This window comes from Pedobacter ginsengisoli, from assembly GCF_030244015.1.
GTDB classification, from domain to species: Bacteria; Bacteroidota; Bacteroidia; order Sphingobacteriales; family Sphingobacteriaceae; genus Pedobacter; species Pedobacter ginsengisoli.
Genome location: NZ_JASSYX010000004.1, coordinates 353,781 through 380,684, shown reverse-complemented (window position 1 = coordinate 380,684; position 26,904 = coordinate 353,781). Strand labels below are relative to the sequence as shown.

Sequence of the window (26,904 nt, the reverse complement as noted above, 5' to 3'; positions counted from 1 at the left end):
GAAAGCCATGAAAAATTTAACACATCAATTTGTAAAGCTATTTGTAGTAGCGTTTACATCCATTGCGCCTTTTTTTGCTATGGCGCAGAACCAGCACAAAATCGTAACAAATTACGAGAACCAGAGAGAGCTGACGGCTACAGGCAGTATAACCTTCAAGGATGGATTTACGATTTCGCCGGGTACAGAATTTAAGGCTTATATCAGTCCTAACGCCGGAATTCCTGTGAATGTGATCATGAATACTTTATGGGATGCCATAGTGAGTTATGATATGCGTGCTCCGGGGATCATTGATCCGGCAGATACACTCAATGGAATAAATCAGGTAAGTGCTCAGGTGCAGACCTTTGACCATTTTGGACGTGTTATTGAAACACAGAAGATTAAAGCTACACCAGATCTAAGAGACTTGATCCAGTTTAACAGGTACGACAGCTTAGGACGAGAACCTGAAAAAGCCAAGTTCTATGCACATCAAAGTGGATTCAAAAATTATAACAGCCAGGGATATAGAACGGATTTCTATGATTTTTTCTATACTGGAAATGTGCCAAAAAAACCTTCTATTGAATTTGATCTTTATGCAAGTGAAGTCACAAGATGGGACAATTCACCATTGAATCGAGTTATCGAAGCAGCCCCTGGCAGCAATATGACTGATTGGGTGCATCGTCCAACAATGCGGTACGCTTTTCTTGCTGGTGGCGGAGATATCGCTAAATATATTGTGAATATTAACCCGTCAACAGGGGCGAGATCTTTATTTCGTGCAAATAACAATGTCGCAACTTATACTCCAACAGAAATAAACACTTTTAGTATAAAAGATGAGGCTGCAAGGGACACGACTTTGAATGGTACAGTTTACGAGATCAAGACTAAGGAAGGGCAACTAATTTTGAAGCGGCAATTCAACAGGGTGGGCGGTACAATGGAGACCTTGTCGACCTATTATGTCTATGATGAGCTTGGGAATCTGAGTTTTGTTCTTCCGCCAAAAGCAAATCCTGATGCATATGCACCAATTAGTCAGACTACACTGGACAACTTATGTTATCAATATAGATATGACTCCCAGCAAAGGATGATTGCGAAGAAGGTGCCGGGAAAAGGTTGGGAATATATGATCTATAACAAGGCAGACCAGGTCATAATGACGCAGGATAGTGTACAGCGGATGAAAGCCAATCAGGAATGGAACTTTATAAAGTATGACGGACTTGGAAGATCTGTGGTGTCAGGAATATATACACATACCGGAAGTACCGTGGGTACCAACTATCAAAGTTCCATACAGGTTGCTGCAGATGCAGTTGGTACACAAAGAGAGGTGCGTACCACAACAGGTACGGGTTATACGAGTAACACATATCCTACAACAGGGCTAACTATACTTACCATAAATTTTTATGACGATTACAATTTCCCCGGGGGGAATCCCTATCCATATACCGGATCTGATGCAAGTGGCATGACCAGGGGGCTGCTTACCGGAAGCAAAGTCGCGGTATTGGGTGCCGTGAGCAATATGCTATGGATGGTCAATTATTATGACCGCGATGGAAGGGCTGTGAAAACTTATAAGCAGCATTATAAAGGTGGTACACTTGTAGCGGGCAATTATGATGAAATCAGTAATACCTATGATTTTACAGGAGCCGTATTAACCAGCAATCGAAGTCATAAAGTGGCTGCGACTGAACAGCTGAAAGTACTCAATGAATACAGTTATGATCACGGGGGACGAAAGATCGATACCTGGCAGACGATAAATACTGGTCCAAGGATATTGCTTTCGAGACTAGAGCCCGATGAGCTTAATCAGTTGTACAGGAAGAATCTGCATTCTACCAATGGTGGTACATCATTTCTTCAGACCGTTACCTACAAGTATAACCATAGGAATTGGCTAAAGTCGATCGATGCAGGACTTCTGAATATGAGCTTGGACTATTTCATCCCAGACTGGGGGGCTTCTAATGGGAATATATATGAAATGGTTTATACAGCACCAACCAGTGGCAGCCGCACTTTTAATTATACTTATGATGGCTTGAATAGGCTAACGAAATCACAGTACAGCTATGGAAATGAGTTAAGCGAAGAGATCGCTTATGATAAAGGGGGCAACATTAGTATATTAAAGCGCGGAGTGCCGACAAATACAGCGACCTATTATGGCTATGCAAACGGGGGAATGAGTAATGTACTGGTCGCTACCGCCGGTGCGCTAATTGGTAGTTTTGGCTATGACGGCAATGGTAATGCGATCTCTGACGGAAGGAGGAATATTACTGCTATAGCTTACAACCAGTTGAATTTGCCTTCTACAGTGACCGCAATGGTTTCTGGTACGCCAACGCAGGTTGCAGCTTATACTTATGACGCGAGCGGTACGAAACTGAAATCAGTCCAGGGAGCAATGACGAAAGAATATATAAACGGAATACAATATACAAATGGGGTAATTGATTTTGTTGCTACAGAAGAAGGCCGTGCAGTGAGGAACCCTTCCACTGGAGCCTACCGCTATGAATATACGCTTAAAGACCATCTGGGAAATGCCAGGGTTTCTTTTGATGATAATAATGGTGTTGCGAGGCTAATTCAGGAAGATGAGTATTATGCGTTTGGATTAAATAGAAGTTTGTTTAACTCAGGAACAAAAAATAATTATCTTTATAATGGCAAGGAGTTGCAAACAGCGCTGAGTGATGAGTATGACTATGGCGCTAGGTTTTATGATCCGGTGATTGCGAGGTGGAATGTGATTGATCCACTGGCGGAGAAAGGTAGAAGATGGTCGCCCTATACTTATGCATTTGATAATCCGGTAAGGTTTATTGATCCTGATGGAATGTGGCCATTTCCAGGGGGGGCTCCTTGGTTATATGCGGCATTTACAGCATTTAAAGAAAAAGTAAAAAGGTCAGTAAAAGACGTATATAATGTAGCTAAAGATATGAAACCTATCCAGAAAAAGTCAACTGGTCAAGACGCGATGAGTGGATCTCTGGGTGTCGAGATTTCTAAAAAAGGTTTTCCAATTAAAGGTGGATTGGAAATGAAGATAGCCATGAATACTGAAAAGGGCCCAGCTGTTGCTGCATCTGCTTCAATAGGTATTGATAGAGTTGGCGAGGCCTCCACATCTGCTACAGCTTACTCTAATTTTAGAGGAGAACATAAAATTGAAACGGCTGCTGAAATTAAATCTGTCATTCCTAATGAAGTTCCCAATGAAATCTCAATAGATATTGGTATTGCGAAATTCACGATAAATCCAACCGAAACACTCAATTTATTTTCTGATGCTGCCAATCAAGCGAAAGAATATGCTAGGACTAGAATTGATAAAGTTATTAATGCGAAAAACTATGAGGCCCCAAAAAATTGACTATTTTGCAAGTAAATCTAAACAGTTATGCTGGTTTTCAATTGATTTTTATATATGAAAGGAAATATAAGTCTTAACTTAAAAACTATTAAAAACTCATTATTAATATTAAGTTCAAGTTATTTGACTTTGACAGCATTAATTAGTCTTTTTTTTATCACATCGATTTTATTTAGCAATTTAGGAATCGATTTTATAGCTGCGATAACTTTAGTGGTGTCTACTTTTGTCGTTTTGACTACAATATTAATAAATGTCAGGTTGATATTAAATAAACGATGGTTTAGTCAGAAATACTTGCTCACTAATTTAGTTATCTGTATAATTCAGTCTGTTTCTTTTTTTTCTGATGGCTTGAATTATAAATATATTCAAGGCTTTGAATGGGTTGGTTATTTGCATTATGACACGATCTCTGGAAAATGGGATTCCGGAGCATTTTTTTCTAAACTTGTGTTTGAATTTGTGCTAAATTTTAAATCTGCGAAGGGAGTAATGATCGGAACTAATTTTATTACCGTCTTACTTAGTTTTTATTACTATTATCTATTTAAAAAGATAAAGACGGATCAGAAAACCAAAACTCACGAGGTATAGTTTTATTATATATGGATGCGGGCATAATAACTTCTGAAGTAACTGTATCATTTCCGCAAGTCAGGTCGCGTTGTTTCTTGGATATTGGGAACTGTCTTTGCCCGAATCGAATGATGAAATAAGCAAATATTTTTTCTGCCTCTCAACGCCTGTAAATTATCTTGACAGGCGCTTTTTCATAATGGGTCCCGTACCCGCTGGACTGCCGCAGGCTATCTAATTTTTTTCCATTTGTATCGTCATGCTGCTCAGATCTGATGCTTAGCTCCCGGGAAGCTTAGCTGAAAGTTTTGAGTCGCCTGTCGAATTAACAGATTGTTAATTTTTGAATTCTTAACAAAATAGGAATTATCAGGCAAGGGATCCTGGGTGGATTTCGCAACAAAACAGCCCCAGTACTCGGAGCTTACTGGCGCTCACTAGACGTGATCAAAGGCTTGCCACGTAAAAGCAACAAGCCGCCAACTGAAGATCTGCTGAACCAGCGTGCCAGGTTTGGGCTCATTACCAGCTTCCTGAGCTGGATCAGTCCGCTGATTAATGTCGGTTACAAAGCACTGAGTGGTGTGGAAAGCCGATGAACATGGCGGTTTCTTATCACCTGAACAATGCCGTAACTGGTGTTGCGCCTAATTTTACCATTGATTATCCGAAGGTAAAGTATAGCCGTGGTAAGCTGACGCTACCGGACAACATCGCAATGGCAACTACGGTAGACGCGCAGCTGGACATCAGCTGGAGCAATCTGGGTACTGATGACCAGTTTCAGAATGCGACTGACCGGCTGACTTTAATGGTTTACAATCCGTCGAAGACCAAGTTTACCTATAAAGCAAATAATCGACTGACTATGAACGGAGGTTAAACAGACATTGACCGGAATTATCCGATGAATCTCCGGTCAATCTCCGGTAAGTCAGCGCTCAAGAAACTTTAACTGTTAAGTCCTCTACCATGTTGAAACGATTAGACAGGTCGTGAACAAAAAACTCTCATTGGTTATTGTTTCTATTTGATTGCTAATGCTATCATTTTAGGACTAATTCAAAACCTTTAACGAACCGCCTCCATGCCTATTAAGATTTCGGCATATTTTCCTGGTCCACAAGCTGCATCCAGGATTGTTTTACCGTTTACGTCTGGTAGTAATTCCAGTGTATTGGGTCTGTCACATAAGCGTTGTGAGGCTTATGGTCGATAAGTTCATTGTATCTTTCAGCTTGTTACAGCTGTTCCATTGACGGCACCATGCTCGCGTTTCAGCGGCTGGTCCTGGTCCTGCTCCTGTTTTGGGGCATTGTTTTTTTTGCAGGCGCTGAAAACCATCATCAGGCAGCACAGCATCATTAAAGTTAATTTACGGTTCATGTTTTTTTGATATCGGCAGTCTAAAGTTTTACGAATTCTACTCTGCGGTTGGCGGCTTTTCCGGTCACCGTTTTATTGTCTGCCACCGGCTGGGCGGCACCTTTTCCGTCAGTCACCATACGGTCTGCCTTTACAGCAAACTGCGAAGCGAGCAAGTCCTTTACCGAGGCTGCCCTGCGTTTGGAAAGCTGCAGGTTTGAGGCGGCGTTGCCATCGGCATCAGTATGCCCGGTAATGCTGATCTTCATTTCCGGGTTGTCATTGAGCGTCTGGGCAATTTCCTTTAGCACCCCGTAAGACTGGGCCTTAATGTCAGCTGAGTTCACGTCAAATAAAATACCGGTGGTCACCAGTTTTCCTTCAGTGACCAGCTTTGACCTCGTGTCCGGATATCCGCTGGCGACTTTCAGGTTGCTGATCAGGTAACTGTAGTTGCTTTCATTATACCCGCCGCTATTTTCACCTTTGAAGTATAGCTGGTTGATCGGTACATTCACATTGACAGCCTTAGGGACATCGAGTACCTTGTTTTCGTTGATCCACATGCGCAGGCGGCTGCCCTGTACCGCAACCGCATAGTGTGCGACTGCCCTGAGCGTATTGTCAAAAAATGGCATTTGTTTCCGGTCGCTGGAAAAAGTCTCCCGGCCAGATTGAAAACTTTTCAGGGTAATCTTCGAGGACTGGGGTTCTTTCGGTTCAATCTTAAATTCAAAAGCATTATTGACATGAGGTTCTTTCAGAAATTTGTTGGCTGTTGCTTCTTCAGCACCGCTTGCCAGGGCACCGAAATAGATTGCCGGCAAATAATAACCTGATTTGGAAGTCGCATTCAGCAAGACGTCGAATTCGATGGTAAAATCTTTTCCGAAACCGGGTATTTTAGCGCCTGCCAGATAAATGCCCTGGTTCAGCTGGACCCATTTGCCTGCAGGTTCAGTGGTTGCTACTACGACACCATTGGCATTAGAATTCCAGCTCGCCGGCAACTCGCCAACATTTTCCGCATTAAAATCCTCCGCATACAGGATTTGTTCTCCGGGGACAAAGTCAAATTTGGAATAGGTGCTGATGGACGGCTTGCCAGCTGGGGCCGCCCCTTCAGCAGCAGACGTGTCCTTGTCCTGCTTTTCCTCAAAAACTTTGTCCACTCCTTTATCCACGGCCTTATCGGCGATCTTGTTCACACCTTTTTCGACGGCCCTCTGGGCGGTTGCTTTGGCGAGTTTCTTGAGGAACTGTGCCTGGACGCAGAATGAACTAAATGAGAGCGCTGCAATGAGCAGCAATTTTGTGATTTTTGGTTTCATATCTTTTATCATAGGTTATTTCTCTTTTTTGGCGTAAAGCGGCTGCAACGCAACATCTTTCAGCATTGCATGGACGGCAAGGATCAGGCGAAGGTGTTCCTGCTGGTGGCCGTCCTGCACTTCAATATTGACATAGGGGATCTGGTTGAGCTGGGCGTAGACGGACAATGAGCCGTCAATGGCCTGCGGGCTCTGCAGCACGGCGTTGATCTGCTGCTGTTTCAGATACCCGTAAAAGCTTGGTTCAGTTACAAAGACCAGGTCATCGGCATCCATTTCAGGATTGACGTATACACTGTCGGCCGTTCCGTACAGGTATTGGCCTGCTGCGTAGGAATTGATGCTGAAATTGCCGTCTGTATTGTTGTGCAGGGTGACGATATAGCCGAGGCTGTCCGGATTGTAAATATCCAGAACTTTTATGGCCAATTGCCTGACCTGCATGACCGTCGTGGTCCCTGCTTTTGAATGACTGTATTTTTTTAGTGTTTTTGCTGCTCCGGCGTTGTTAAAGATCTGGTTGGGATCAAAAGAAAATTGCGACTGCCGGTTGCTGAATGAAATATTCCGCTCATTGCCATACTCCAGTTCGGTGATGCTGCCGCCGTTGAGCCTGCAAAAATCATGTGCCGCCAGAACGCCGGTGTTTTCATCATCGTGCAGCACCAGGAAATTCAGGCCGGGTGCGTCGTAGACAGATTTGGTGATGTATACGCTTTTTTGAGGGAACCTATGGATGACAGCATTCGATTTGAAGGTAAGGGTATCCTGTCTGCCGCTGGCTAAAACCGGGGCCAGGGATAGCATTGTAAATAAAATCAGGAGTCTTAGCATGATTTGAGCTCAAAAAATCGACGCTTGTATTTCAACGGAGTGGTCTTGAAGACGCTTTTGAACAGGCGGATGAAAGAACTGATGGAATCGAAGCCGACCAGCATGGAGATGCAGGATACCGAGTGGTTGCTCTCTTCCAGGAAATATTTTGCCCGGTCGAGTCTGATGCGCGACAAAAATTGGTTGGGGGAGAGGCCATAGGCTTCTTTGAAGTTCCGGAGCAGGTGGTTTACCGACAGACAGGAGAATCCGGCCACGTCATCCAGATTAAATTTCTTATTGTAGTTGTTGCTGATGTACTCTTTTGCGAGCGTCAGTTTTTTGAACAGTTCCTGCCGGGTGCTGGCTTTGAGTGCCCTGATCTTCCCGATGCGTTCGCTGGTCTCCCTTTGGTGTACCTGAAAATACTGGTTCAGGCAGTGACGGACAGATTCATTGATGCGCTGCTCATCGGCTTCCTGCCGGATCACCTGCTGGCACAAGTGCAGCAGGTTACTGCGCATGTCGCCGGATAGCGGGTAGAAGGACTCAAGGCCCGACAAATATGGGCTCTGGGTATGGCCGGGATGAAGGCTGTCCATGAAATCTGCGCTGACGGAAATGGAAAGCAAGTCTACCGCATCGAAGGAATCGATGATGCTTTTATAACGGGTGCCCCGGGGAAGAAAAAGAAAGCAGTCCGGAAAAATACTGACTGTCCTTTTTGCGATGATGTAATCCTGCTGGCCTTTAAGTATAAACTTGAAAGTGTAGTTGTCTTCCCGGATTTCCTCAATGGCATTGCGGAAGGTTCCGTAGCTGATCCTGTTGTTGTTACTGAGTTTCCTGATGTATTCCATTGCTTTAATTCTACGGTGGTAAAATTAAAAGCAAGGAAAACGCCGCACATCCGCAGGAAAACGGGATTTCAGAAATACGTACTTCTGCTTAATTTCAGATCAGACCGCGCTTGTAAGCTTCCTTGACCAGAGCGACCAGATTTTTAGCATTTAGCTTGTGGCCGATGTTCAGGCGGTGTGTTTGTACGGTCCTCAGGCTGATGAAAAGCTGGTCGGCAATCTCCTGGTTCGTAAATTCCTTTGCAATCAGGCCAAGAATTTCCAGTTCGCGCTTGGTGAGGATGACGTTATGGGCCGATCTTTTTTTACCCAGCAGCATTTCGTCCATCAGGTTTTTCTGGACCTGTTTGTCCAGAAACTGTCTTCCCATCATGACTTCTTCTATGGCGTGGATCATGGTCAGCTGGTCGGTATTTTTCAGCAGGTAGCCGCTGGCGCCGTTGCGGATCATTTGCTTGACATAAAAGGATTCGTCCAGGTTGGTCAATGCCAGGATTTTGACATCAGGATAATCTTTTGATACCTGTTTGCAGAGATCGGTCCCGCTGATGCCGGGCATTTGAATGTCGAGCAGTAAAACGTCAGGCACACTGACCTTCAGGTTATTTAGCAGGGATTTGCCGTCTTCAGCTGTAAAAACGATATTAAAAGGTTGTTTGTTCAGCATGGCCTTGATGCCCTGGATCACCAGCAAATGATCATCTGCTATTCCAATGTTGATTGGTATCATAAATTACGTATTCTTGGACATCAAATTCAATATATATCGTGGTTCCGTTTCCGGGCGAGGTTTCAATTTCCATGTATCCGTTTACCGCCGCCAGCCTGGACCGGAGACTGCTCAGCCCCAGTCCTTCACTTTCCTGCTGTTTCATGCCGATCCCGTTGTCTTCTACCGTCACGGAAAGCGTTTGCTCATGATAGCTCATCTGGACCAGCACATCGCTGCAGTGGGCATGCTTGATGACATTGTGGATCAGTTCCTGTATGATGCGGTAAACCAGCAGTTCAAAGTTGTCACTGAGCCTGGGGACATCGCCGACCTTGAGGTAATTGATTTTAAAATCAGGTGACTGCAGCCTGCTGAAATATGTGGAAAGCGCCTTGTTCAGCCCAAATTTGACCAGCAGCTCGGGGGCAAGGTTATGTGCGATCATCCGGATCTCCTGAGAAGCACTGTCGAGCATGGATACGGTGTGGTTAAACCGGTTCAGCAGATCAGGCGTACCACTATCGTTCTGTAAGATGCTGAGGTGCATTTTTGTTGCAGATAAGAGCCCGCCGACGCCGTCATGGAGGTCTTTGGCCAGCCGTGACCTTTCCGTTTCTTCCCCTTCTATCATGGCTTTAAGGACCTGCATTTCCTTTTCCTTCTGGAGTAACATCAAGTTCTTGTCCGCGATCTTCTGTTTGTTGCGGTACAGGAAATAGATGAGCAGCGTAGCGGCGAGCAGCAGGGAGCTGACAAAAAGGGACAGTACGATGTAAAATTTCTGCCTGGCGATTTCCCGGGCTTTGACCGAACTTTGATACTCAGCTTCCAGGCGATGGACGTTTTGCTGCAGGCCAAGATTCAATAAACGGGCATTGAGCACTTCATATTCCTTTCTGAAATGCAGTGATGCGGCCAGGTCCTGCTGCTGCTCCCTGATTTCCGAACCCAGCAGGAGCAGTTCACGGAGCATATTTTCAGACCCTGCAGTCCGGGCATAGTAAAGTGCCTTTTCCAGGTAGGCCGAGGCGTTGGTATAGTCCTGAAGTTCATAATAGGTTCTGGCCAGCCCGCCGTTGGAATAGATCAGGAAATCGGGAAACCGGGTCCTGTTGGCGTGCTGCAATGCTTTGCGGTAGAAGCCGAGTGCTTTGTTGTATTTCCGGACCATACCAGCCTGTTCTGCATAATAGATGTGGGCATAGGTCGTGTTGATGCTATCCCGCGCCGCCCGGGTCATTTTGAGCAGGCGCTCAAAGAGCTGTTCTGAAAGCTGCATCTGACCATTGAGGGCACGTGCCCGGGCAAGCTGCATGACCGTCAGAATGTTTGCTGCGGTGTTTCCGTTGACCTCACTGAGCTTTTCCGCTTTTAAAGCATAGTCGAGGGACCTTTGCTTGTCCCTCAACTCGGTAAATGCAATGGAAAGCCTGTTCAGCGAATGCTGGATCTGGAGGCTGCTGCCTGTTCTGTCGATGATCTCGGCAGCATCCAGTAAGTTGTCGGCAGCCATTTGAAAGTGCCCGAGGAAGATCCCGGTCATGCCCTTAAAGGAGTAGGACCTGGCCAGCAGCTGCTCGTTCCGGATCTTTTTGCTCAGTGCCACGGCCGATGTCGCATTTTCCAGCGCTTTTCTGTATTTTCCCTGGGTGAGAAATACATTCACACTGACGTGCCAGGCCCTGATCAGGCCTTCGGGATAGCCGGATTGTCTGGCGATCCCTACTGCCTTTTCGGCCGACCACGCCGACTTCTTAAAATCAGTATCAATATACCGGTAGGCAGAATCCAGCAGTCTGGAGATCCGGGCCGTATCTTTACTGAATTTATCGGAGCCGGTTTGTGCTGCTGCTTTCGCAAAAAGCATGCTGATCCCGGTCAGCAGGACCAGGGCTCGGTATAACCGTATGAAAGACGTTGACATTGATGTAAATATAAATCTTTTTGCCCTAATAAATTTCAGCCTATTGCTGGTCCTCCAGGAAACCGGTCTTGTGGTACCCGCTGATCTTGTAGGTATGCCCGTCAATGTTCAGGTCAAAGGAAATGGCATCGGTCGGAGTGCCGGAGCCGGGCCCTTCAGTGCCGTTGGTGACGATCCTGCCATTGGAAATGCTGAAGGTAGGGTTGTCTCCTGCAGATGTTCCGATGTTGGGAATATTGCTGCCGGAAAATGTCTGGCTGGCCAGGTCTGCGTTGATTTTTCCCTTTATGCCTATGGAGACGCCTTCATCTGAGAGGCCGCCTGCCTGGATCCATATCTGAGTGGAACTGTTGTCCGAAGTATTGAATGTGGAGAGTGCAAAAAAAGTTTCCTCATCATTACCTATATTCACATACCAGTCGCCGGACATTTTCTGCATCGCTGTTCCACCGGGTTCCTGGTCCTTTTTGCAGGACGTTCCATAAACCGACGCCCATACCATCAGGACGATCATTAGTATTCTCTGTTTTTTCATCGTTGTCAATATTTTGTTTAATTATTTGCCCCACCAGACTTTGGTATAGATCGGTACTTCGGCAGGGGTGTTTACGTTTCTGTTGCGTTCTACATCCGGAAAAAGGAACCTCCTGGGAAAGTTGCCCGCACCGGTGACGCCGTCAGGAACATAGACCCAATGACCGGGCACATAATCCGGATCGCGTGAGTATACCGCACTGGTTTTTGGATATCCGGTCCTGTTCTGTTCCAGGAAAGCCTCCAGGGCATGGGACCCGAACAGTGATGCCCACTTCTGTACAATGATCGCTTCCAGTTTTTCCTCAAAATCGCCGTCCGGATAGGCGTAGGTGGTGGTCTTCAATGCTCCGGGAGTCAGTCCTTCCTGTGCGAATGCAGCGTCAAGGCCCTTTTCATAATAGGATTTTGCCCGGTCACCGCCAAAATAACGTTCTTCGGCCTCGGCCAGCATAAAGTTTACTTCGGCCATACTGAAAAACCATACCGGATCGGTACTGCCGATGACCGGGTTGACGGCATCATTGTATTCGGGATGGGCGGCCTGGTTGCCATAATCGCCCTGATGGATGGTCGGGATGGGAGAGTCTACGCCATAGTAGGCCTGCGCACGGGGATCGTTGTTGGACTCCAGCCAGCTGACCATCGTCTGGCTTGCTCTTAAGTTATCAGGGGTATTCAGCCTCCGGAAATTGTATTCGAAAAATGGGTTGCTCAGGTTCGGCGCATCTTTATAATTGACTACGCCCGCACCCACTTCGAGGAATTCTGCATCGGCATCATACATTTTTTTTATGCCCTGCTCTGCTTCCGCTGGTTTCGCATTGACCATCCGCAGGTACATTTTTAGTTTTAAGGTATTGGCAAAGCGCTCCCAGTTGTCCATCTGTCTTTCAAACGGGGCGGTGCCGCCTTCTCCAAATACGAGGTCGATCTTGGCCTGCTCCTGGGTATGGGGGACGCTCCTGAAATCTTTGGCCAGGGCAGCATCGATCTCCGCGATCAGCGCCTTGTAAACGGTATAGCCGTCCTCAAATTTCGGCTGGGGAAATTTTTCTGGCTGGAGTGCTTCTGTATATGGTATTTTGTCGTAAAGGTCGACCAGCACTTCATAAGTATAGGCTTTCATCACGGTGTTCATGAGCAGATACCTCCAGTCTTTGCTTGCTGCTGATTTTTCAATGGCCAGCTGGTAATCGGTCAATGCACCTGAGTACAGTTCAGTATACGGGCCGCTGATGAAAGCAGATGAATTCTGAAGGTTGTAGGAATCAACGGTGCGGTACTGACTGGAGCCGTTGTTCTGGGTCCAGTATTGTGCCCATACGCCGCAGACCACCGACAGGTCGCCGCCGATTCTTCCTGCCGAGGAAAGCACCGCCGAAGGAAAAAGCGACTCAGGGTTGGCTTCTCCGATGAGCGGCTCATTTGGGTTGGTATTGATGTCTAATTTCTTGCAGCCCCAGGATAGGAGGACTGCTGCAAGAAAAGCATACCTGGCTATATGTGTTGTTTTCATGATGATAAATTTGACGTTTGACATAGATTAAAAGGTAAGATTCAGTGAAAGGCCAAAATTCCGTGTGGCAGGCCCGGTGCGGAACTCGCCGAACTCACTGGACAGGTCATTTCCGTAATTCGAAACTTCAGGGTCTATAAAACTATTGGAAGCAGGGAGCCAGGTCAGCAGGTTCCTGCCGTAAAGGGTAAGCGTCGCTTTGTCTGTACGCAGTTTCTCAGCGATGCTTTTCGGCAGCGAATAACTCAGGGTAACCTCCCTGACCTTGAATGCGGTTTTATCAAGCAGCCTGTCTTTGTAAGCCACCGCTTTTCCGGCATCGGTATAATAATAACCGAAAACCCGGGTTTCGGTAATGGGTACATTGTTTTCACGGTAGGTGCTCACACCGTTCTCCACTACTTCTATCACTGAATTGGGAACCACGAAGGTCCTTCTGTCGTTCCAGGTGGTGTTGATGGAATTGCCGACAAAGCTGAGCAGGTCTGCCGTTCCGGAATAGAATATGCCGCCTTTTTTATAGTCGAGCGTAAAACCCAGGCTCAGGTTTTTATACCTGAAGCTGTTGTTGATCCCCATGATATAGTCCCGCTGGGAATTGCCGTAAGTGCCCAGGTTGGGGGCTACTACAGGTACTCCGTTTGCGGCATTTACCACAATACGGCCTTGCGGATCGGTAAGCGGCACCGGTGCTTCAAATACACCCAGCGGTTCGCCTACCTTTGCAACGAACTGGGCGTCATAGGCAAAATTCAGGATGACGTTGGTCAGTCCGTCTGGCAGGGACAATACTTTATTGCGGTTGCGGGTAAAGGTATAGGTCAGGTCCCAGTTGAAATCAGGGGTTTTTAACAGGCTGCCCGTAAGCGCGACCTCTACACCCCGGTTGCGGACTTTACCAAAATTCACTACCCTGAAATTTACACCGCTGGAAGGGGAGGCCACGATAGGCAGGATCTGGTCATTGGTGACCCGGTTGTAGTACGATACATCGATCCCCAGGCGGTTGTTGAAAAATTTCAGTTCTGTACCCAGTTCAGCTTCGGTACTGATCTCTGGTCTGAGCCGGTCGTTCTTTAGCGTGTTGGACACGGTATAGCCCGCTACGCCATCGAACGGAAAATTGGTATAGGCCGATCCACCCAGAAATACCCTGGTCCTGACGATGGTGTTGTAAATGTTGTAAGGGTCCGTATCGCTTCCGGTCTTGCCATAGGCTGCGCGGAGTTTGAAAAGCGATATTTTCGCGCTGCTGAGGTCGGCAAGCTGAGAGATGATCAGGGAAAGATTTGCTCCCGGATAAAAATAGCTGCGCTGTGCAACCGGTAGGGTAGAGCTCCAGTCGTTCCTTGCATTCAGGGTCAGGTAAGCAAATGATTTATACCCAAGGGTGGCAGACGCATAGGCGCCAAACATCCGCCGCTCGTTGGAAGTCTGTGAGGTGGTGGGCGGGTTGGCTGAATTCTCGATCTGGTAAAAACCCGGAACGGTGAGGTCTTCAATGCTGGCATACAGCACTCTTGCGCCACGGGCATTGAAGTTTAGCCCAAGCAGGCCGGTGAGGTCAAAGTTTTCATTGAATTTTTTGTCAAAGAGGGCATTCAGCTTGGAGTCGAACTCGAAATACTTTTCTGAGCCGTCCACCACGTTGCCCACGCTTGCCTGTCTGACAAAGCCTTCATCATTTCCGCCGCCTGCCCAGCTTCCCGGGGTTGGCCGGTTTTTGGCATTCCAGATCTTTTCGGTGATGTTGCTGACGTCGACTCCCTGCTGGAACTGCAGGGTCAGCCAGCTGGCCAGCTTTGCTTTGAGATCGGCATTGCCATAAAAACGATCGCTCTTAAATGCGGATCCGTTTTCAAACACGGAATAATATGGATTTTGAGTGAAAGGGCTATAAAAACCGTCGACGTCATAATATTTGTTGTGGTAATCCTTGAAAGCTGAGATCGGAAATTCGACCGGTATCTGCAGGATGTCTTCATAGAAGGAAGAGCCCACTCCAGAATTGGCCTGCCCGGTCTGCACCGCCCTTGTGTTTTTTCCGATATAGTTCAGACCGGCACTGACGGTTATTCCTTTGTAATTGGTCGATCCATTGAGGCTGAGTGTATTGCGTTTATAGGTGTCGCTGGCCTCTGGCAAGATGCCGTTGCTGTTGATATTGCCATAGGAAAAACGGAAAGTGGACAGATCGTTGCCCCCGCTGAAGGCAATGGTATTGTTGTATTCCTGCCCGGTGTCAAACGCATCCCTGAAGCTGTTTTTCACACCCAGGTAGGGCTTGCTTTGCCGGACACCATCGACCTCAGAACCCCATTCCCTGGTCTGGCCGTCAAAACGCGCTCCCCAGCTTCCATTCTCAGCAATCCAGGCCTGGTATGCAAAACCCTGGCCATACTTGTCCTGAAGTGTAGGTACGCCAGATACCTGGGTGAAAGCCGCGGCTGAGGTCAGATCGACTTTGAATCTCCCGGCTTTTCCTTTTTTGGTCGTGATGAGGATTACTCCGCTTGAGGCCCTGGATCCATAGAGGGAACTGGCTGCGGCCCCTTTTAATATACTGACGCTTTCGATGTCATTGGGGTTGATGTCATTTGCCGCATTTCCGAAATCGTAGGATTCTTTCAAATCGCCGATGCTGTTGTTTGGAGAAACGTCTCCGGGACGGGCATTGTTGACAGGCACGCCGTCGACGACGTACAATGGCTGGTTGTTCCCTGCAATAGAAGAAAAGCCCCTGATCACGGTCTTGCTGGATCCCCCAGGTGAACCGGAAGTAGTGGCGATGTCAACTCCGGCAACTTTTCCCTGCAGGCCGCCCATAATGCTGACGGGTGCTGCCCGGTTGATCTCTTCTCCATTGATCTGGGCGACAGAGTAACCGTTTGTCCGGCTTGCTTTATTGATACCGAAGGCGGTCACCACGACCTCGGTCAGTGAGGTGTTTTCACTGCTGAGTTCAATGTTCAGGACCAGCTCGTCTCCTAGTGTCCTGGTTTGTTTTCCGTACCCGATGTAGATGAACTCCAGTACGGCGCCGGCGGGGGCCTCCAGCAGATACCGGCCGTCGGTACCTGTCACGGTGCCCCGGGGCATTCCCTGTATTTTGACGGTTACACCCGGCAGCACGCCGCCGCCGTCAGAATCGGTTACCTTTCCTGATACTTTTCTGTTCTGCGCGAGCGCAGTATGGCCGAGGAGTAAAAGGAACAGTAATTTTACGAGTAATTTCTGTTTCATGCTTTGGTTTTTGAATGATTAAATAAACAGCGAGCACATGGCTGGCTAAAGCCTGCAAATTATCGGGTTGCGAAAACAAAAAATGTCCACAGGACACCTTTTTGAAAAACGGTGATGAAATTCTGAGCAAGAAAAAACCCCTGTACGAATCTGCACAGGGGTCGAACAACTAAACCAAACTATCTAACCAAATTGTCTATAATGTGTATTTTAAGGTCAATGCAAACCGCGCAGGTTCAAAACTGCTGCCATGGCTCAGTTGCCACATCGGCCGCCAGTCAAACCCCGCAGCCAGGGGTGCTTTGGGTACTTTAAACTCCAGGCCCGCCTGCGGACGGAGCATGAAACCATTTGAGCCGGTTATAAAGTAGAATTGAGGGCCCAGGCCCAGGTTCCAGCTCAGCCCGGTGGCACCCGGGATTTGTTTGTTATACGAATACTCCAGACCGATCACCGTAAGGCCGTTTCCGAAGAGCACCATGGCCTGCCCGGCCGAACTGCCGGAAAAATAATGTTTGACATGCGGGCCCACATATGTGCCGCCGGTACCCAGGTCCAGCATTAATCCAAAGCCTGTTTTGTAAGGGCTATTTTCCTGGGCGGTTGAGATTTCTGCGGTAAAGAGTTGTGCTGCGATCATGCATGCAGCAATTAAAAAAGATTTTTTCATGAAGCGAATTTTAAATATCGTGCAAAGCTGGCAAATACGGGGGCTGAAAAATTTGCTCAGATCACCTATTTGAAGGTTCGCTTGTTTTTCTGGGGCGGGAGGTTTTTTAGGGTTCCTATAAATACTGTGGTTTTAAACAAAGGCAGTTATGCATTGTTAATAGTGGCACTTTCTCAAACAGGAAATAGCTCCTCGAGATCAACATTTATACGAGAGTTGTTAAAATAGATCTGAGAAATCAACACGGATCAAACGGGTACTTCGTCACTTTTGGTGAAAAACCTTATGTTTGACGACCCTATTAGACGGTTTGGATCTCTTGTAATAATTAATATATCGATAAATATGATTTATAGAACTGCGGAATTTTCCGATGTTAAGCAGATGCAGCGGGTGAGACATTTGGTGAAAGAAAATACGCTGAGCAACCCTAATCTTGTTCCTGATACAGATGTTATATTTTACATTTCTGAGAAAGGAAAAGGCTGGGTTTGTGAAATAGAGGATCAAGTTGTAGGCTTCTCGATTGTTGATCTTAGAGATAAGAGCGTTTGGGCATTGTTTGTAGCCCCGGAGTTTGAGCAAAAAGGGATCGGAAAGGAGCTGCACAGACTAATGATAGATTGGTATTTTGATCAGACTACTGAAAATATAGAATTAGGAACTGCTCCAAATACGCGCGCAGAGCGGTTCTATCTTTTCCAGGGCTGGACTCAAGTAGGAAGCTACCCAAACGGTGAGGTTAAATTTGAATTGAGCTATCAGCGCTGGGTTAATCGCTCTTTATAATTCTTGTATTTCCCTGTTATGAAATTAAGTAAATAAACCGATTAAGTGATTCGACCTAAACTTGAATTACAATTATTCACCAAAAGGTTAAATGCGGAATGATCGAACACTTTCGCTGAAGTATCCGGATAAACAAATGACAGGAAAAGAATATATCGAGTATAACCAAGGTAAAATAGAATAGTTATGAAAAGTATTCTGATAAGTTTTTTTGTTTTGATACTTAGTTTAAGTCTTAAGGCGCAATCTCAAAACGATTCTGTTGTAGTCTTAAAACTGAACTTAATTGACAATAGAATCAAAAATATTTTAAATAGGATAAATTTGGTTCCAGATGAAGGCGATGGAAAATCTGATAGAGTCTTCGTAATTAGATTGAAAAAAAAGGATAACTATTGTGAATTGAGATTTTCTGTTTTGCACGAAAATGATTTCAACTGGTTTTTGCTTGATAAAAAGGATAAGTTAAGAGGGTATTTTTCGTACAAACATAAAAATATTCTAGTTTTTGGGGACGACAATAATCTGTTCAAGACATCTGGTCATTTTAAAACTTTTAATTTTATTAAACTAAGCTCAGATCAGAACGAAACTATTAAGAATGAACCTCCAATAATTTTTGAACCACTTGTCTGGATATATAACATAAAAAAAGCAAAGATTAATTTCATTGGAAAGGGCAGATATTATCTGCTGGAATAGTTAGTCTCTTTTACAACCTCGACGGTTACTGGGACTGTTTTGGTGGCGCACCCGGTTTTGCAGTTGGACTTGGCTTATCTCACATAAAACAGAATATAATGGTCCGGAAGCAGGTGCTTCAGAAAAATTGGATTTTGGTGATAATGGTCAAAAATTCTATCCAAATGGTACTATCACGGCCTATAAGCCAGACTTGTTTGATAGATGGGGGGACTCGGAAAATTTTCTTGGTAAGACGTCGTATGGCATAGCAGATGGATTCTACTTAGCGACATCAATTCTGCCAGGTTCTGAGCAAAGGCATTTAAATGGTCAATCATCTTTGCCAAACGAACGTATAGGAGCTTTTATTTCAACTGCGACTACGGCATTCCCAGTTGGAAAGGTTGGTCAAATCATTCCGAAAGTAAATGCAGCTCAATTTTCCAGTTTAGTAGCAGAAACATTTTTAGCGAGGCTTGCTCCTACTACCAGGGGAATTGTAATCAAAACTGTAAATAAAGCATCTGGCTCTATTTCTGTTAAGACTTTTCCTTCTCAAGCCGCCACTATATCGAAGATTATTAATAACGATAAAAAATAATATGTAGATTAGGGTATGAGTTTTTTAGCTGATTTTTTCTCAATAGTGTTGGGTCGTTGGATTTTGGCTCGTATAGGTTTTTTTGTTAGAAGGAGTTGGTATATTGTATCGAACTTTCTTCACATTGAACGATCAGGGAACGTAAAGAGTGAATTAAACCATGTAATAAATGTGGATGAATTTAAAAATAGGATAGTTGGCTTAGTAGTCATTATAGCATTACTAATATTTTTAAAAATAATAATATAATCAATTAAGACAGCAAATAAAAAATACATAAGGTGCAAATAGTCTAAATTATTTTCAGATTTAATCACCTTCGTTAAATATCTTAGTGGTAGGCTATGCGTTTAGACATCATGCGTATTTAATCAAGAACTTTTGATAAATATTATGAAAACATGGATATGCATTTGTGTTATGCTAGTTGGCTGTGACCAACTGAACACAACTGAAAGTGATTTAAAAAAGTATCCTGAAATACAGCCCTTCATTCTAGGTCATAAAGAGTTTGAGGCTTCACATGATATTGATTTGGGATTATTAAAGTTTAGTTATAAACTGAACAAATTTTATTCCTCTCCAATAATTACACTTGATAGTATTGCTGTTCATCATAAGTGGACAATTAGTCTGTTGTCAGAAAACGAGCGGATTTACTCAAAGAGAATTAAATCTTACCCTGTCGACAATGAAGCAGACTCGTTATATCTGAAATTTGATTCGGATGAGAACCGTTTATTTTTTGAAAATTATTAAATACATATATTTAGTGCCTAGATAGTATGTGATGACATCCAAGGCAGCAAAAGAAGTTATTGTTAAACGATTTTTCATTAACCTGACATATTAACCAATATGAACCTTTTGGATCAACTAAACCTTGTAGAATATGATCTTATGAGTCAGCTTGGTAACATCCACGGATCGATAGAGAACCGCAACATTATGATTCTTAAGTTGAACATTTCAGCAAAATATGCGCGTATACACAAATCGTATCATGATGTTTATCATTCCGATCAAAATGGAGAAGCGTTAAAACGAGCTATTTTTCTGCAATGGTATGCGGCTAGCGAGCCTATGGCATTCATAGGAATTGGCGATCTGGACGATAATGTGCAAAAGTCATGTTTCACATTCCTAAAAGATATGATAGATAAATTAGGACTAGACGGTGAATTTAAAACAATGTTGAAGCATTATTATTCTGTTTCAGAATGGTATTTTGAACATTATTTTGATTTCTCCAAAATATCTAGTTATACTGAAGCCAGTAAGAAACTGTTAGATTTCGAGAATCGCGGGCAAATGGGAAAATATTGGAGATCATTGAATAAGTAATAATTCAGTGGTGTTATCGTCCTACCGAAAGAAATGACCCAGGTAATGATGGTGTCGTGAACAGTTGAATATGATTTATCTTATGAGGCCAATGTGGGTATTTCAGCGAAACTGGTTCTTCTTCAATTTTGGTGGTAGACTAGACATTTCTTATCTTTGATTCATGACTACTATAACATTGGAAGTTCCTGACAGCCTGGCGGAGTATCAAAATGATACTATAAGGTTCGTCGCGGCTAAATTATATGAGTCAGGGAAACTTTCTTTGGGGCAAGCTGCGGATATGGCAAGATTAACCAAACGTACATTTGCGGAATTGCTAAGTGACTATGGCGTTTCTCTTCTGAATTATTCTGCCGAAGACTTAAAAGATGAGCTTGACAGGATCTCGGGAATATAGTGTTATCATTACTGACTCCAGTTGTTTCATTACCTTAGATAAGATCGGGGCCTTCGAGGTACTGCGTGAAACATTTAAAAATATAGTCACGACCATTTGACAACATTATAATATTTGTTGATTATATGATTGATTGTTGGTGGTACGGATTCAGGATTGCACTTCGGCTAAGTGCTTCTTTTACTTGCTTTTCTATTCTTCTTGGAATCATTGTGCAAATTTAATATTTAATGTTGAATTTGCACGGTTAAATATGCAATTGATCTTAATGGCTCGGCGGGAACGAAGGCGATCCAAGTCATCTTCCTTAATAACAGGAATTCAGGGTGTAGAAATAGCTATGGAAAAACCACGCCATGTTATAGTGATTCGTAAAATCAGCTATACGGTGTATTCCCTATCCCCAGAATATTTTTTTAGATAGTATCGATTCCGAAATTGATAAATTATCTAAGCTTATAATGTTAAATTAGGAACAGATGATAAATTATAGAATATGTATATTGACGGGAAGAAAAAAGTGTTGATTTTTCGAATACTATGCTTAATAGTATTAGGAGGATTAGTTGTCCGTGGGTGTTTGATGCCAGGGATACAATTTTTAAGAGAATCGACCCTGGATGAGAAAGAAGTAGCGATTAGGAACGAAAAGTATAGCAAATTTTATCTTTCGTTTTTAAAAAAGGATATTCTTCAAAGTGCAGAAGTCGTAGATAATTTTTCAACCCGGTCTAAGTCCAATTATTTAGTGATTGCTTATCAGGGTACTCACATTATGCTACATAAGATTGATTTAAAAAAAGGCGTTCGGTTTGGCGAATTCGTTAAACTCGAAAAGCGGTCATTGAGTCAGTCTCCAGGTGTTGCCTATTCAGGGTCTGAAAGCTTTTTATATTCTTCTCATCCTTTCTCGTCCGTAGAAAATTTAATAATTACATTTGATGAAAAACTTACTACTCAAGTTGTCGAAAGGGATAGGTTGATAAATATTAATTTTTTAGCCACGAAGTCTACCTTCCGATATGAACCAAAGGGAGTCATTGATATGGTCTTTAAATCTGTGCATGATAATAAGCCTATTCCGATAAATGTTTTGCTTTTGCATAAAGGCAGTTATGCGTTACTAGCGGTAGCACTCCCTCTGAAAAGTGGTGGAGTCTTAAGGTCAACGTTTATCCGGGATATGTTAAATTTGTAGAGCTCATCTGTCGCCCTTTTTTGGAGAGCCAATAAGAATAATTGTACAATAATGCCCTAGTATCTGTGTGGTAAAGGGTTGGATCTTAATTTATCATAAAATGAAAAAACTATATCTCCTAATTTTGCCTTTGTTTTTTTCTTACTGTGCAAAAAAGGAATCCCACAATCCTGAGCTAAAGTCATTTAAAAAGCCTTCGATATTTATCCAGTTTGACAATACGACCTATGTTAAAGGTGAGCAAGCTGAAATCTCATTAACTGCTTCATTCAAATTTGGAGCAAGTGAAGGGTTAGAAGATGTAAAGATTAATAAATTTCAAGTGTCCTCAAGTAGTGGCGTAATTTATGAAGCTGCTAACCTAAGTATTGACTCGAGGAATTATGATGGCAAGGCGTTCAAATTTAAGACAAATGCACTTTCGGAGTCATTAAATAGTTATGTGTATACATTCTTCTATGAAAATGGTCAGCAACAAAAAGGTAAAATTGAGATCATCGCGCTGAAAGATAGAAAACTGTTAACCTGGTGGGATGGTATGAATTATTCTTACCTAGACACAATTCCAGTCAGATCGAAAATTGTGCGACCGATAACAAACCGATCCGAATTAAACAATGGTAGTAGCCTCGATTATAGGAATAAGGCCCAGGAATTTATTCAGATTGACGGCTTGTACGGCCTTATTTTTCCATTGTATGATAAAACATCGTTGAAGCTTCAGTCGATTATTGTGTTGAATGGTTATGAGCCACTTAGGCCGGTAGATCTTGATGCTGTTAAAGCTGACATACTTCAGGCAATCCCTGATTGTACGGTTTCCACATTTGGTGATGGTTATAAGTTAATTAGCGAAAGCACAAAGTTGACCATAACAATTAGCAAGGAAGGAACATTTATACTAACTGAGATTACCAAAAATCCTTAAGTTTCCCTGAAATATCCATTTTTTGACGTCACCTGTATTCTATCAGTAACTTTTGTTAAATATGAAAAAATGGATATACATTTGGGTTGTGCTAGTCGGATGCGACCAACTGAAGGTTACAGAAGATAATTTAAAGAACTATCCCGAAATACAGCCCTTCATTCTAGGTCATAAAGAGTTTGAGGGATCGCATGATATTGACCTTGGATCATTATGGTTTAGTTATAAATTAAACAAGCCTTATACCGCTCCGTTTGTTACTCTTGATAGTATTGCGGCTCGTCATAATTGGATAATTAAGTCTCCTGCAGATGACGAGCGGATTTACATAAAGAAAATTAAATCTTACCCGGCCAATAATGAAGCAGACACATTGCATCTGAAATTTAACTCGAAGAGCGATCAGTTGATTTTTGAAAATTATTAAATATAAATCATTCATAAATCAATCTGACCATATTAATGGGGACTTATCAATTCAGGAATTCAAAATGATAATATAAAGAAAAAATGAGAACGATCTTTGTTACTGCAATAGTGTTGTGTCTTTTTACTTCGATGAAGTGCAAGAAAGAAACTGAAAATTGTCATCATAAGATTAAGTTTAAAAATGGATCTTCACGTGATATTTATGCTGGGTGTTTTGACTCTTCGTCTGGCCTTTTTACTGCAAACTTCTACCAGGTTATAAAGTATGACCAGGCAAATTATAAGTTCACTATGGGCGAAATTCAGAGCGGGAAGCCAGATGGCTTCTATTTTAGGGGCTGTGCCGAAGAGGAAATTGGCGAAGCCAGTCAAGGTAAGATCTATATAGTTGTTCTTGATGCTAATATGCTGGAAAATACGGATCCGGCTGAATTAGAACGCCAGCACCATAATTTAAAAACTTACGAACTTACAATAGCTGACCTGCAAAAAATGAACTGGAGTATAGAATTCAAAGACTAATTACAGGGGCTTTTTCATAGTGGGTCCCGTACCCGGGGGACTGCCACAGGCTGTCTATATTTTTTCCATTTGTATTGTCATGCTGCTCAGATCTGATGCTTAGCTCCCGGGAAGCTTAGCTGAAGGTTTTCGGATCGCATGTCGAATTAACAGATTTATTAATTTTTTAAATTCTTAACAAAATGGGAATTATCAGACAAGGGATCCTGGGTGGATTCCGCAAGAAAACGGGGTCAGTAATCGGAGCTTACTGGCGCTCACTAGACGTGATCAAAGGCTTACCACGTAAAAGCAACAAGCCGCCAACCGAAGATCAGCTGAACCAGCGTGCGAGGTTTGGGCTCATTACCGGCTTTCTGAGCTGGATCGGTCCGTTGATTGAAGTGGGTTATAAAGCACTTAGTGGAGTGGAAACGGCCATGAATGTGGCGGTGTCTTATCACCTGAACAATGCCATCACTGGTGTTGCGCCTAATTTTACCATTGATTATCCGAAGGTAAAGTATAGCCGTGGTAAGCTGACGCTACCGGACAACATCGCAATGGCAACTACGGTAGATGCGCAGCTGGACATCAGCTGGAGCAATCTGGGTACTGATGACCAGTTTCAGAATGCGACTGACCGGCTGACGTTGATGGTGTACAATCCGTCGAAGACTAAGTTTGTCAGTGTGAAGAATGTAGTGGCAAGATCTGCGATGCAGTATGATTTTGTGCTGCCTGCTAACTTCAGCGGCGACAATGTGCATTGCTACCTGAGTTTTAATTCTGTGACAACCAAAAATCTGGTTTCTGAGAGTTACTATCTGGGAGCAACAGTGGTAATGTGATGAAAGTAGCTCCGGGGAGAGCGATTGAACCGGAGCCGCTTTTGATGAATCAATTTTTAAATCATGTGTTATGAAAATATTGAATATAAATTTAGGGAGCGCTGCGGTGAGGAATATCCCTCATGGCGGATTCCTTCTGGGGTTGCTGCTTTTGCTGTGGCCGTTGATGCAGCGGGCTGTACGGTTTAATGATGCGACGGTGGGTTATATAGACCCTAACATCTGGCTACTGATCTTGCTGAGTTTCATCGTTTTTTTGATGATGGTGGGTGTGGTATGGTGGCTTTTGCAGCGCTATTGGGTCATTTTCGGCCTGCCTACTGCAAGGAATATGGTTTCACAATTTAACGGACTTGAATTATGGCAGCAGTTAGGGTATTTCTACTTGTGGTTTGCTTTGCTTTTAATGGCTGGGGTGGGTTGTTTAATCGCCATTTGCTAGACATTGATCAGGCAAAGAGCGATGATGCGGTGTTGAGGAAGAAGCTGATCGAATTGGCGCGGACTGAACTGGGCGTTCGGGAAACTACCGGTAATAATGATGGAAAGCGGGTTGAGCAATACCTGGCGTGTGCAGGATTAAAAAAAGGTCAGCCCTATTGTGCTGCCTTTGTAAGCTTTGTTTTTGAGCAGGCTGGCTTTGATGCGCCACGTACCGGCTGGTCGCCGGCTTTATTTCCGAATGACCGGTTGGTAAAGGTTGCTGTTTCGGGCAATGTATTTGGCATTTATTTCCCGGCTTTAAAAAGGATAGGGCATTGCGGATTTATTGAAAACTCTAGAGGAGATTGGCTGGGGACCATCGAAGCAAATACCAATATTGCTGGCAGCCGGGAAGGTGATGGTGTTTATCGCAGGATGCGGCACAGAAGAGCGATTCGTAGCATAGCAGATTGGACACGCTAGCGCTTCGTAAAATATTTACGAAGAATGATGTAATTAATATAAAATTTTATATGTTTGGATATATAATCCAGATGAATTGACAGCAACTCTAAAGAAATACCGCCAGCTTCGCCGTGATGTGATCAAGCAATTGTACTTGAATCGGCTGCTCACCTTGCCGGATTTGAGCAGGCTGACTGCAAAGAGCTTGCCGCTGGTCACTACTGCTGTCAATGATTTGTTGCAGGAGGGGTATATTCTGGAGTCCGGACTTGCGCCTTCTACAGGCGGACGGAGAGCTTCTACATTCCTGCTCAACAAAGATAAACAAAAATATATTGTTGCAGTGGCTATGGATCAATTGGTTACGCGAACTGCAATCTATGATCTGCACAACAACATCAAGGTAGAGGAAGCGTCTTTTAGCTTGCCTCTTTCTGATGATCCTGCTCTGGTTAAAAGCCTGGTGGATTTCTTAAAGGATTATATTTTGAGTTCAGGAATTCCACAGGAACAGATTCTGGGCGTCGGAATAGGAATGCCGGGCTTTGTAAATGCGGAACTGGGCTTAAATCACACTTTCTTTAAATTGAAGGGCAATGTGGGGTTAAGGGATTACCTGAGCAAGGAGCTTTCTTTGCCGGTGATGATCGACAATGACTCGAGCCTTGTTGCTCTTGCGGAAATGAGATTTGGTGCAGGCAAAGCGGCAAGTGATCTGCTGGTGGTCAATATTGGCTGGGGTATTGGCCTGGGCATGGTCATTAACGGGAGTTTGTTCAGAGGTCATAGCGGATATGCGGGAGAGTTTAGCCATATTCCCATTTCTCAAAATAATAAGATCTGCTCTTGTGGCAAACGCGGTTGCCTTGAAGTAGATACTTCTCTTTTGGTGCTGGTAGACAAAGCTAAGGCGGAGATGGCCAAAGGGGTGAGTTCAAGATTGCAGGATCTGTTTGCTGACGATAGAAAATCTGCCGGTGATCATTTTCTTGATGCTGCGAAAGCAGGTGATCCGCTGGCGGTATCTATACTTTCAGAAGCAGGTCTGCTGATCGGCAAGGGTATTGCTACACTGATCCATATCATGAACCCACAGGTTATTGTGCTCGGAGGCCGCGGTTCCATAGCAGGTAAGATCCTGATGGCGCCAGTACAGCAAGCCATTAACGAATTTTGTATCCCGATGCTGGCCGAGCAGACGACCATTTCTGTCTCTCAGCTTGGCATAAAATCTGAGCTGCTTGGTGCTGCGATATTGGTGGTGGAAAACTGCCAGTTCTCTTAGTTTTATTTCAATTTTATTGAAATAACGACGTTATTCCGATGGAAATATAACGTTGA

27 protein-coding genes are annotated in these 26,904 nt (G+C 44.1%); 17 read left to right on the top strand and 10 right to left on the bottom strand.

All coding sequences use genetic code 11. From position 1 onward, the window contains the following. Positions 1 to 7: 7 nt before the first annotated feature. The 3 genes from QEP08_RS18910 (at position 8) to QEP08_RS18900 (ending at position 4,862) form a co-directional block, all read left to right on the top strand. A complete protein-coding gene (locus tag QEP08_RS18910) occupies positions 8 to 3,400 on the top strand; it encodes an RHS repeat domain-containing protein (protein WP_285060234.1) in 3,393 nt (1,130 codons plus the stop codon). Between the two features lie 926 nt (positions 3,401 to 4,326). Next, positions 4,327 to 4,578: a DUF6266 family protein gene (locus tag QEP08_RS18905; protein ID WP_349019053.1), complete on the top strand. Its 252-nt coding sequence runs from the start codon at positions 4,327 to 4,329 to the stop codon at positions 4,576 to 4,578. 2 nt (positions 4,579 to 4,580) lie between these two features. Next, a complete protein-coding gene (locus QEP08_RS18900; RefSeq protein WP_285060233.1) occupies positions 4,581 to 4,862 on the top strand; it encodes a DUF6266 family protein in 282 nt (93 codons plus the stop codon). Between the two features lie 350 nt (positions 4,863 to 5,212). Here the strand turns inward: QEP08_RS18900 and QEP08_RS18895 are convergent, their stop codons facing one another. From QEP08_RS18895 to QEP08_RS18850, 10 genes are all read right to left on the bottom strand, one after another. After that, positions 5,213 to 5,365, bottom strand: a complete 153-nt coding sequence (locus QEP08_RS18895; RefSeq protein WP_285060232.1) for a hypothetical protein — start codon at positions 5,363 to 5,365, stop codon at positions 5,213 to 5,215. 20 nt (positions 5,366 to 5,385) lie between these two features. Beyond that, the gene (locus QEP08_RS18890; RefSeq protein WP_285060230.1) at positions 5,386 to 6,675 is read right to left on the bottom strand and encodes an OmpA family protein; all 1,290 of its coding nucleotides are present in this window, start codon (positions 6,673 to 6,675) and stop codon (positions 5,386 to 5,388) included. Positions 6,676 to 6,690: 15 nt separating this feature from the next. Further along, positions 6,691 to 7,509 carry a hypothetical protein gene (locus tag QEP08_RS18885; RefSeq protein ID WP_285060228.1) on the bottom strand — a complete coding sequence of 273 codons (819 nt, stop codon included), beginning with the start codon at positions 7,507 to 7,509 and terminating at the stop codon, positions 6,691 to 6,693. Next, the gene (locus QEP08_RS18880) at positions 7,503 to 8,348 is read right to left on the bottom strand and encodes an AraC family transcriptional regulator (protein ID WP_285060227.1); all 846 of its coding nucleotides are present in this window, start codon (positions 8,346 to 8,348) and stop codon (positions 7,503 to 7,505) included. The genes QEP08_RS18885 and QEP08_RS18880 overlap by 7 nt, the downstream gene beginning before the upstream one ends. Positions 8,349 to 8,442: 94 nt before the next feature. Continuing rightward, positions 8,443 to 9,078 (bottom strand): response regulator, encoded by a 636-nt coding sequence (locus QEP08_RS18875; RefSeq protein WP_285060226.1) that lies wholly within the window; start codon positions 9,076 to 9,078, stop codon positions 8,443 to 8,445. Next, positions 9,047 to 10,984 (bottom strand): tetratricopeptide repeat-containing sensor histidine kinase, encoded by a 1,938-nt coding sequence (locus QEP08_RS18870; RefSeq protein ID WP_285060225.1) that lies wholly within the window; start codon positions 10,982 to 10,984, stop codon positions 9,047 to 9,049. Before QEP08_RS18870 ends, QEP08_RS18875 begins: the two co-directional genes overlap by 32 nt. A 40-nt stretch (positions 10,985 to 11,024) precedes the next feature. Further along, positions 11,025 to 11,519, bottom strand: a complete 495-nt coding sequence (locus tag QEP08_RS18865; RefSeq protein WP_285060224.1) for a lipid-binding protein — start codon at positions 11,517 to 11,519, stop codon at positions 11,025 to 11,027. A gap of 21 nt (positions 11,520 to 11,540) precedes the next feature. Further along, a complete protein-coding gene (locus QEP08_RS18860; protein WP_285060221.1) occupies positions 11,541 to 13,037 on the bottom strand; it encodes a SusD/RagB family nutrient-binding outer membrane lipoprotein in 1,497 nt (498 codons plus the stop codon). Positions 13,038 to 13,064: 27 nt separating this feature from the next. Next, positions 13,065 to 16,280: a SusC/RagA family TonB-linked outer membrane protein gene (locus tag QEP08_RS18855; RefSeq protein ID WP_285060220.1), complete on the bottom strand. Its 3,216-nt coding sequence runs from the start codon at positions 16,278 to 16,280 to the stop codon at positions 13,065 to 13,067. Positions 16,281 to 16,476: 196 nt separating this feature from the next. Then, positions 16,477 to 16,950, bottom strand: coding sequence for a hypothetical protein (locus QEP08_RS18850; RefSeq protein WP_285060219.1), 474 nt, complete (start codon positions 16,948 to 16,950; stop codon positions 16,477 to 16,479). Between the two features lie 345 nt (positions 16,951 to 17,295). Here QEP08_RS18850 and QEP08_RS18845 point away from each other — a divergent pair, with 345 nt between their 5' ends. The 14 genes from QEP08_RS18845 (at position 17,296) to QEP08_RS18780 (ending at position 26,848) form a co-directional block, all read left to right on the top strand. Further along, the gene (locus QEP08_RS18845; protein WP_285060216.1) at positions 17,296 to 17,739 is read left to right on the top strand and encodes a GNAT family N-acetyltransferase; all 444 of its coding nucleotides are present in this window, start codon (positions 17,296 to 17,298) and stop codon (positions 17,737 to 17,739) included. A 186-nt stretch (positions 17,740 to 17,925) separates the two neighbouring features. Next, positions 17,926 to 18,441 carry a hypothetical protein gene (locus tag QEP08_RS18840; protein ID WP_285060214.1) on the top strand — a complete coding sequence of 172 codons (516 nt, stop codon included), beginning with the start codon at positions 17,926 to 17,928 and terminating at the stop codon, positions 18,439 to 18,441. A gap of 127 nt (positions 18,442 to 18,568) precedes the next feature. Next, the gene (locus QEP08_RS18835) at positions 18,569 to 19,024 is read left to right on the top strand and encodes a hypothetical protein (RefSeq protein ID WP_285060213.1); all 456 of its coding nucleotides are present in this window, start codon (positions 18,569 to 18,571) and stop codon (positions 19,022 to 19,024) included. Positions 19,025 to 19,417: 393 nt separating this feature from the next. Beyond that, positions 19,418 to 19,783: a hypothetical protein gene (locus tag QEP08_RS18830; protein ID WP_285060212.1), complete on the top strand. Its 366-nt coding sequence runs from the start codon at positions 19,418 to 19,420 to the stop codon at positions 19,781 to 19,783. 99 nt (positions 19,784 to 19,882) lie between these two features. Next, positions 19,883 to 20,368, top strand: a complete 486-nt coding sequence (locus QEP08_RS18825) for a hypothetical protein (RefSeq protein ID WP_285060210.1) — start codon at positions 19,883 to 19,885, stop codon at positions 20,366 to 20,368. A 163-nt stretch (positions 20,369 to 20,531) separates the two neighbouring features. Beyond that, entirely contained in the window at positions 20,532 to 20,768 is a 237-nt protein-coding gene (locus QEP08_RS18820) for a UPF0175 family protein (protein ID WP_285060209.1), read from the top strand. Between the two features lie 496 nt (positions 20,769 to 21,264). Then, positions 21,265 to 21,966 (top strand): hypothetical protein, encoded by a 702-nt coding sequence (locus QEP08_RS18815; RefSeq protein ID WP_285060208.1) that lies wholly within the window; start codon positions 21,265 to 21,267, stop codon positions 21,964 to 21,966. A gap of 100 nt (positions 21,967 to 22,066) precedes the next feature. After that, entirely contained in the window at positions 22,067 to 22,894 is an 828-nt protein-coding gene (locus tag QEP08_RS18810; protein ID WP_285060207.1) for a hypothetical protein, read from the top strand. Between the two features lie 61 nt (positions 22,895 to 22,955). After that, complete coding sequence (locus tag QEP08_RS18805; protein ID WP_285060205.1) at positions 22,956 to 23,321, top strand: hypothetical protein; 366 nt, start codon at positions 22,956 to 22,958, stop codon at positions 23,319 to 23,321. 83 nt (positions 23,322 to 23,404) lie between these two features. Next, positions 23,405 to 23,845, top strand: a complete 441-nt coding sequence (locus QEP08_RS18800; RefSeq protein WP_285060204.1) for a hypothetical protein — start codon at positions 23,405 to 23,407, stop codon at positions 23,843 to 23,845. Between the two features lie 182 nt (positions 23,846 to 24,027). Beyond that, complete coding sequence (locus tag QEP08_RS18795; RefSeq protein WP_285060202.1) at positions 24,028 to 24,675, top strand: DUF6266 family protein; 648 nt, start codon at positions 24,028 to 24,030, stop codon at positions 24,673 to 24,675. 70 nt (positions 24,676 to 24,745) lie between these two features. Next, positions 24,746 to 25,117: a hypothetical protein gene (locus tag QEP08_RS18790; protein WP_285060201.1), complete on the top strand. Its 372-nt coding sequence runs from the start codon at positions 24,746 to 24,748 to the stop codon at positions 25,115 to 25,117. Beyond that, on the top strand, positions 25,111 to 25,581 hold the full coding sequence (locus tag QEP08_RS18785; RefSeq protein ID WP_285060200.1) for a peptidoglycan-binding protein: 471 nt from the start codon (positions 25,111 to 25,113) through the stop codon (positions 25,579 to 25,581). Before QEP08_RS18790 ends, QEP08_RS18785 begins: the two co-directional genes overlap by 7 nt. A gap of 76 nt (positions 25,582 to 25,657) precedes the next feature. Beyond that, on the top strand, positions 25,658 to 26,848 hold the full coding sequence (locus tag QEP08_RS18780; RefSeq protein WP_285060199.1) for an ROK family protein: 1,191 nt from the start codon (positions 25,658 to 25,660) through the stop codon (positions 26,846 to 26,848). Positions 26,849 to 26,904: the final 56 nt, after the last annotated feature.

Coding starts and splice junctions, on each gene's coding strand:
- QEP08_RS18910 (WP_285060234.1), top strand. CDS start 8: ATGAAAAATTTAACACATCAATTTGTAAAGCTATTTGTAGTAGCGTTT.
- QEP08_RS18900 (WP_285060233.1), top strand. CDS start 4,581: ATGGCGGTTTCTTATCACCTGAACAATGCCGTAACTGGTGTTGCGCCT.
- QEP08_RS18895 (WP_285060232.1), bottom strand. CDS start 5,365: ATGAACCGTAAATTAACTTTAATGATGCTGTGCTGCCTGATGATGGTT.
- QEP08_RS18890 (WP_285060230.1), bottom strand. CDS start 6,675: ATGAAACCAAAAATCACAAAATTGCTGCTCATTGCAGCGCTCTCATTT.
- QEP08_RS18885 (WP_285060228.1), bottom strand. CDS start 7,509: ATGCTAAGACTCCTGATTTTATTTACAATGCTATCCCTGGCCCCGGTT.
- QEP08_RS18880 (WP_285060227.1), bottom strand. CDS start 8,348: ATGGAATACATCAGGAAACTCAGTAACAACAACAGGATCAGCTACGGA.
- QEP08_RS18875 (WP_285060226.1), bottom strand. CDS start 9,078: ATGATACCAATCAACATTGGAATAGCAGATGATCATTTGCTGGTGATC.
- QEP08_RS18870 (WP_285060225.1), bottom strand. CDS start 10,984: ATGTCAACGTCTTTCATACGGTTATACCGAGCCCTGGTCCTGCTGACC.
- QEP08_RS18865 (WP_285060224.1), bottom strand. CDS start 11,519: ATGAAAAAACAGAGAATACTAATGATCGTCCTGATGGTATGGGCGTCG.
- QEP08_RS18860 (WP_285060221.1), bottom strand. CDS start 13,037: ATGAAAACAACACATATAGCCAGGTATGCTTTTCTTGCAGCAGTCCTC.
- QEP08_RS18855 (WP_285060220.1), bottom strand. CDS start 16,280: ATGAAACAGAAATTACTCGTAAAATTACTGTTCCTTTTACTCCTCGGC.
- QEP08_RS18850 (WP_285060219.1), bottom strand. CDS start 16,950: ATGAAAAAATCTTTTTTAATTGCTGCATGCATGATCGCAGCACAACTC.
- QEP08_RS18845 (WP_285060216.1), top strand. CDS start 17,296: ATGATTTATAGAACTGCGGAATTTTCCGATGTTAAGCAGATGCAGCGG.
- QEP08_RS18840 (WP_285060214.1), top strand. CDS start 17,926: ATGAAAAGTATTCTGATAAGTTTTTTTGTTTTGATACTTAGTTTAAGT.
- QEP08_RS18830 (WP_285060212.1), top strand. CDS start 19,418: ATGAAAACATGGATATGCATTTGTGTTATGCTAGTTGGCTGTGACCAA.
- QEP08_RS18825 (WP_285060210.1), top strand. CDS start 19,883: ATGAACCTTTTGGATCAACTAAACCTTGTAGAATATGATCTTATGAGT.
- QEP08_RS18820 (WP_285060209.1), top strand. CDS start 20,532: ATGACTACTATAACATTGGAAGTTCCTGACAGCCTGGCGGAGTATCAA.
- QEP08_RS18815 (WP_285060208.1), top strand. CDS start 21,265: ATGTATATTGACGGGAAGAAAAAAGTGTTGATTTTTCGAATACTATGC.
- QEP08_RS18810 (WP_285060207.1), top strand. CDS start 22,067: ATGAAAAAACTATATCTCCTAATTTTGCCTTTGTTTTTTTCTTACTGT.
- QEP08_RS18805 (WP_285060205.1), top strand. CDS start 22,956: ATGAAAAAATGGATATACATTTGGGTTGTGCTAGTCGGATGCGACCAA.
- QEP08_RS18800 (WP_285060204.1), top strand. CDS start 23,405: ATGAGAACGATCTTTGTTACTGCAATAGTGTTGTGTCTTTTTACTTCG.
- QEP08_RS18795 (WP_285060202.1), top strand. CDS start 24,028: ATGGGAATTATCAGACAAGGGATCCTGGGTGGATTCCGCAAGAAAACG.
- QEP08_RS18790 (WP_285060201.1), top strand. CDS start 24,746: ATGAAAATATTGAATATAAATTTAGGGAGCGCTGCGGTGAGGAATATC.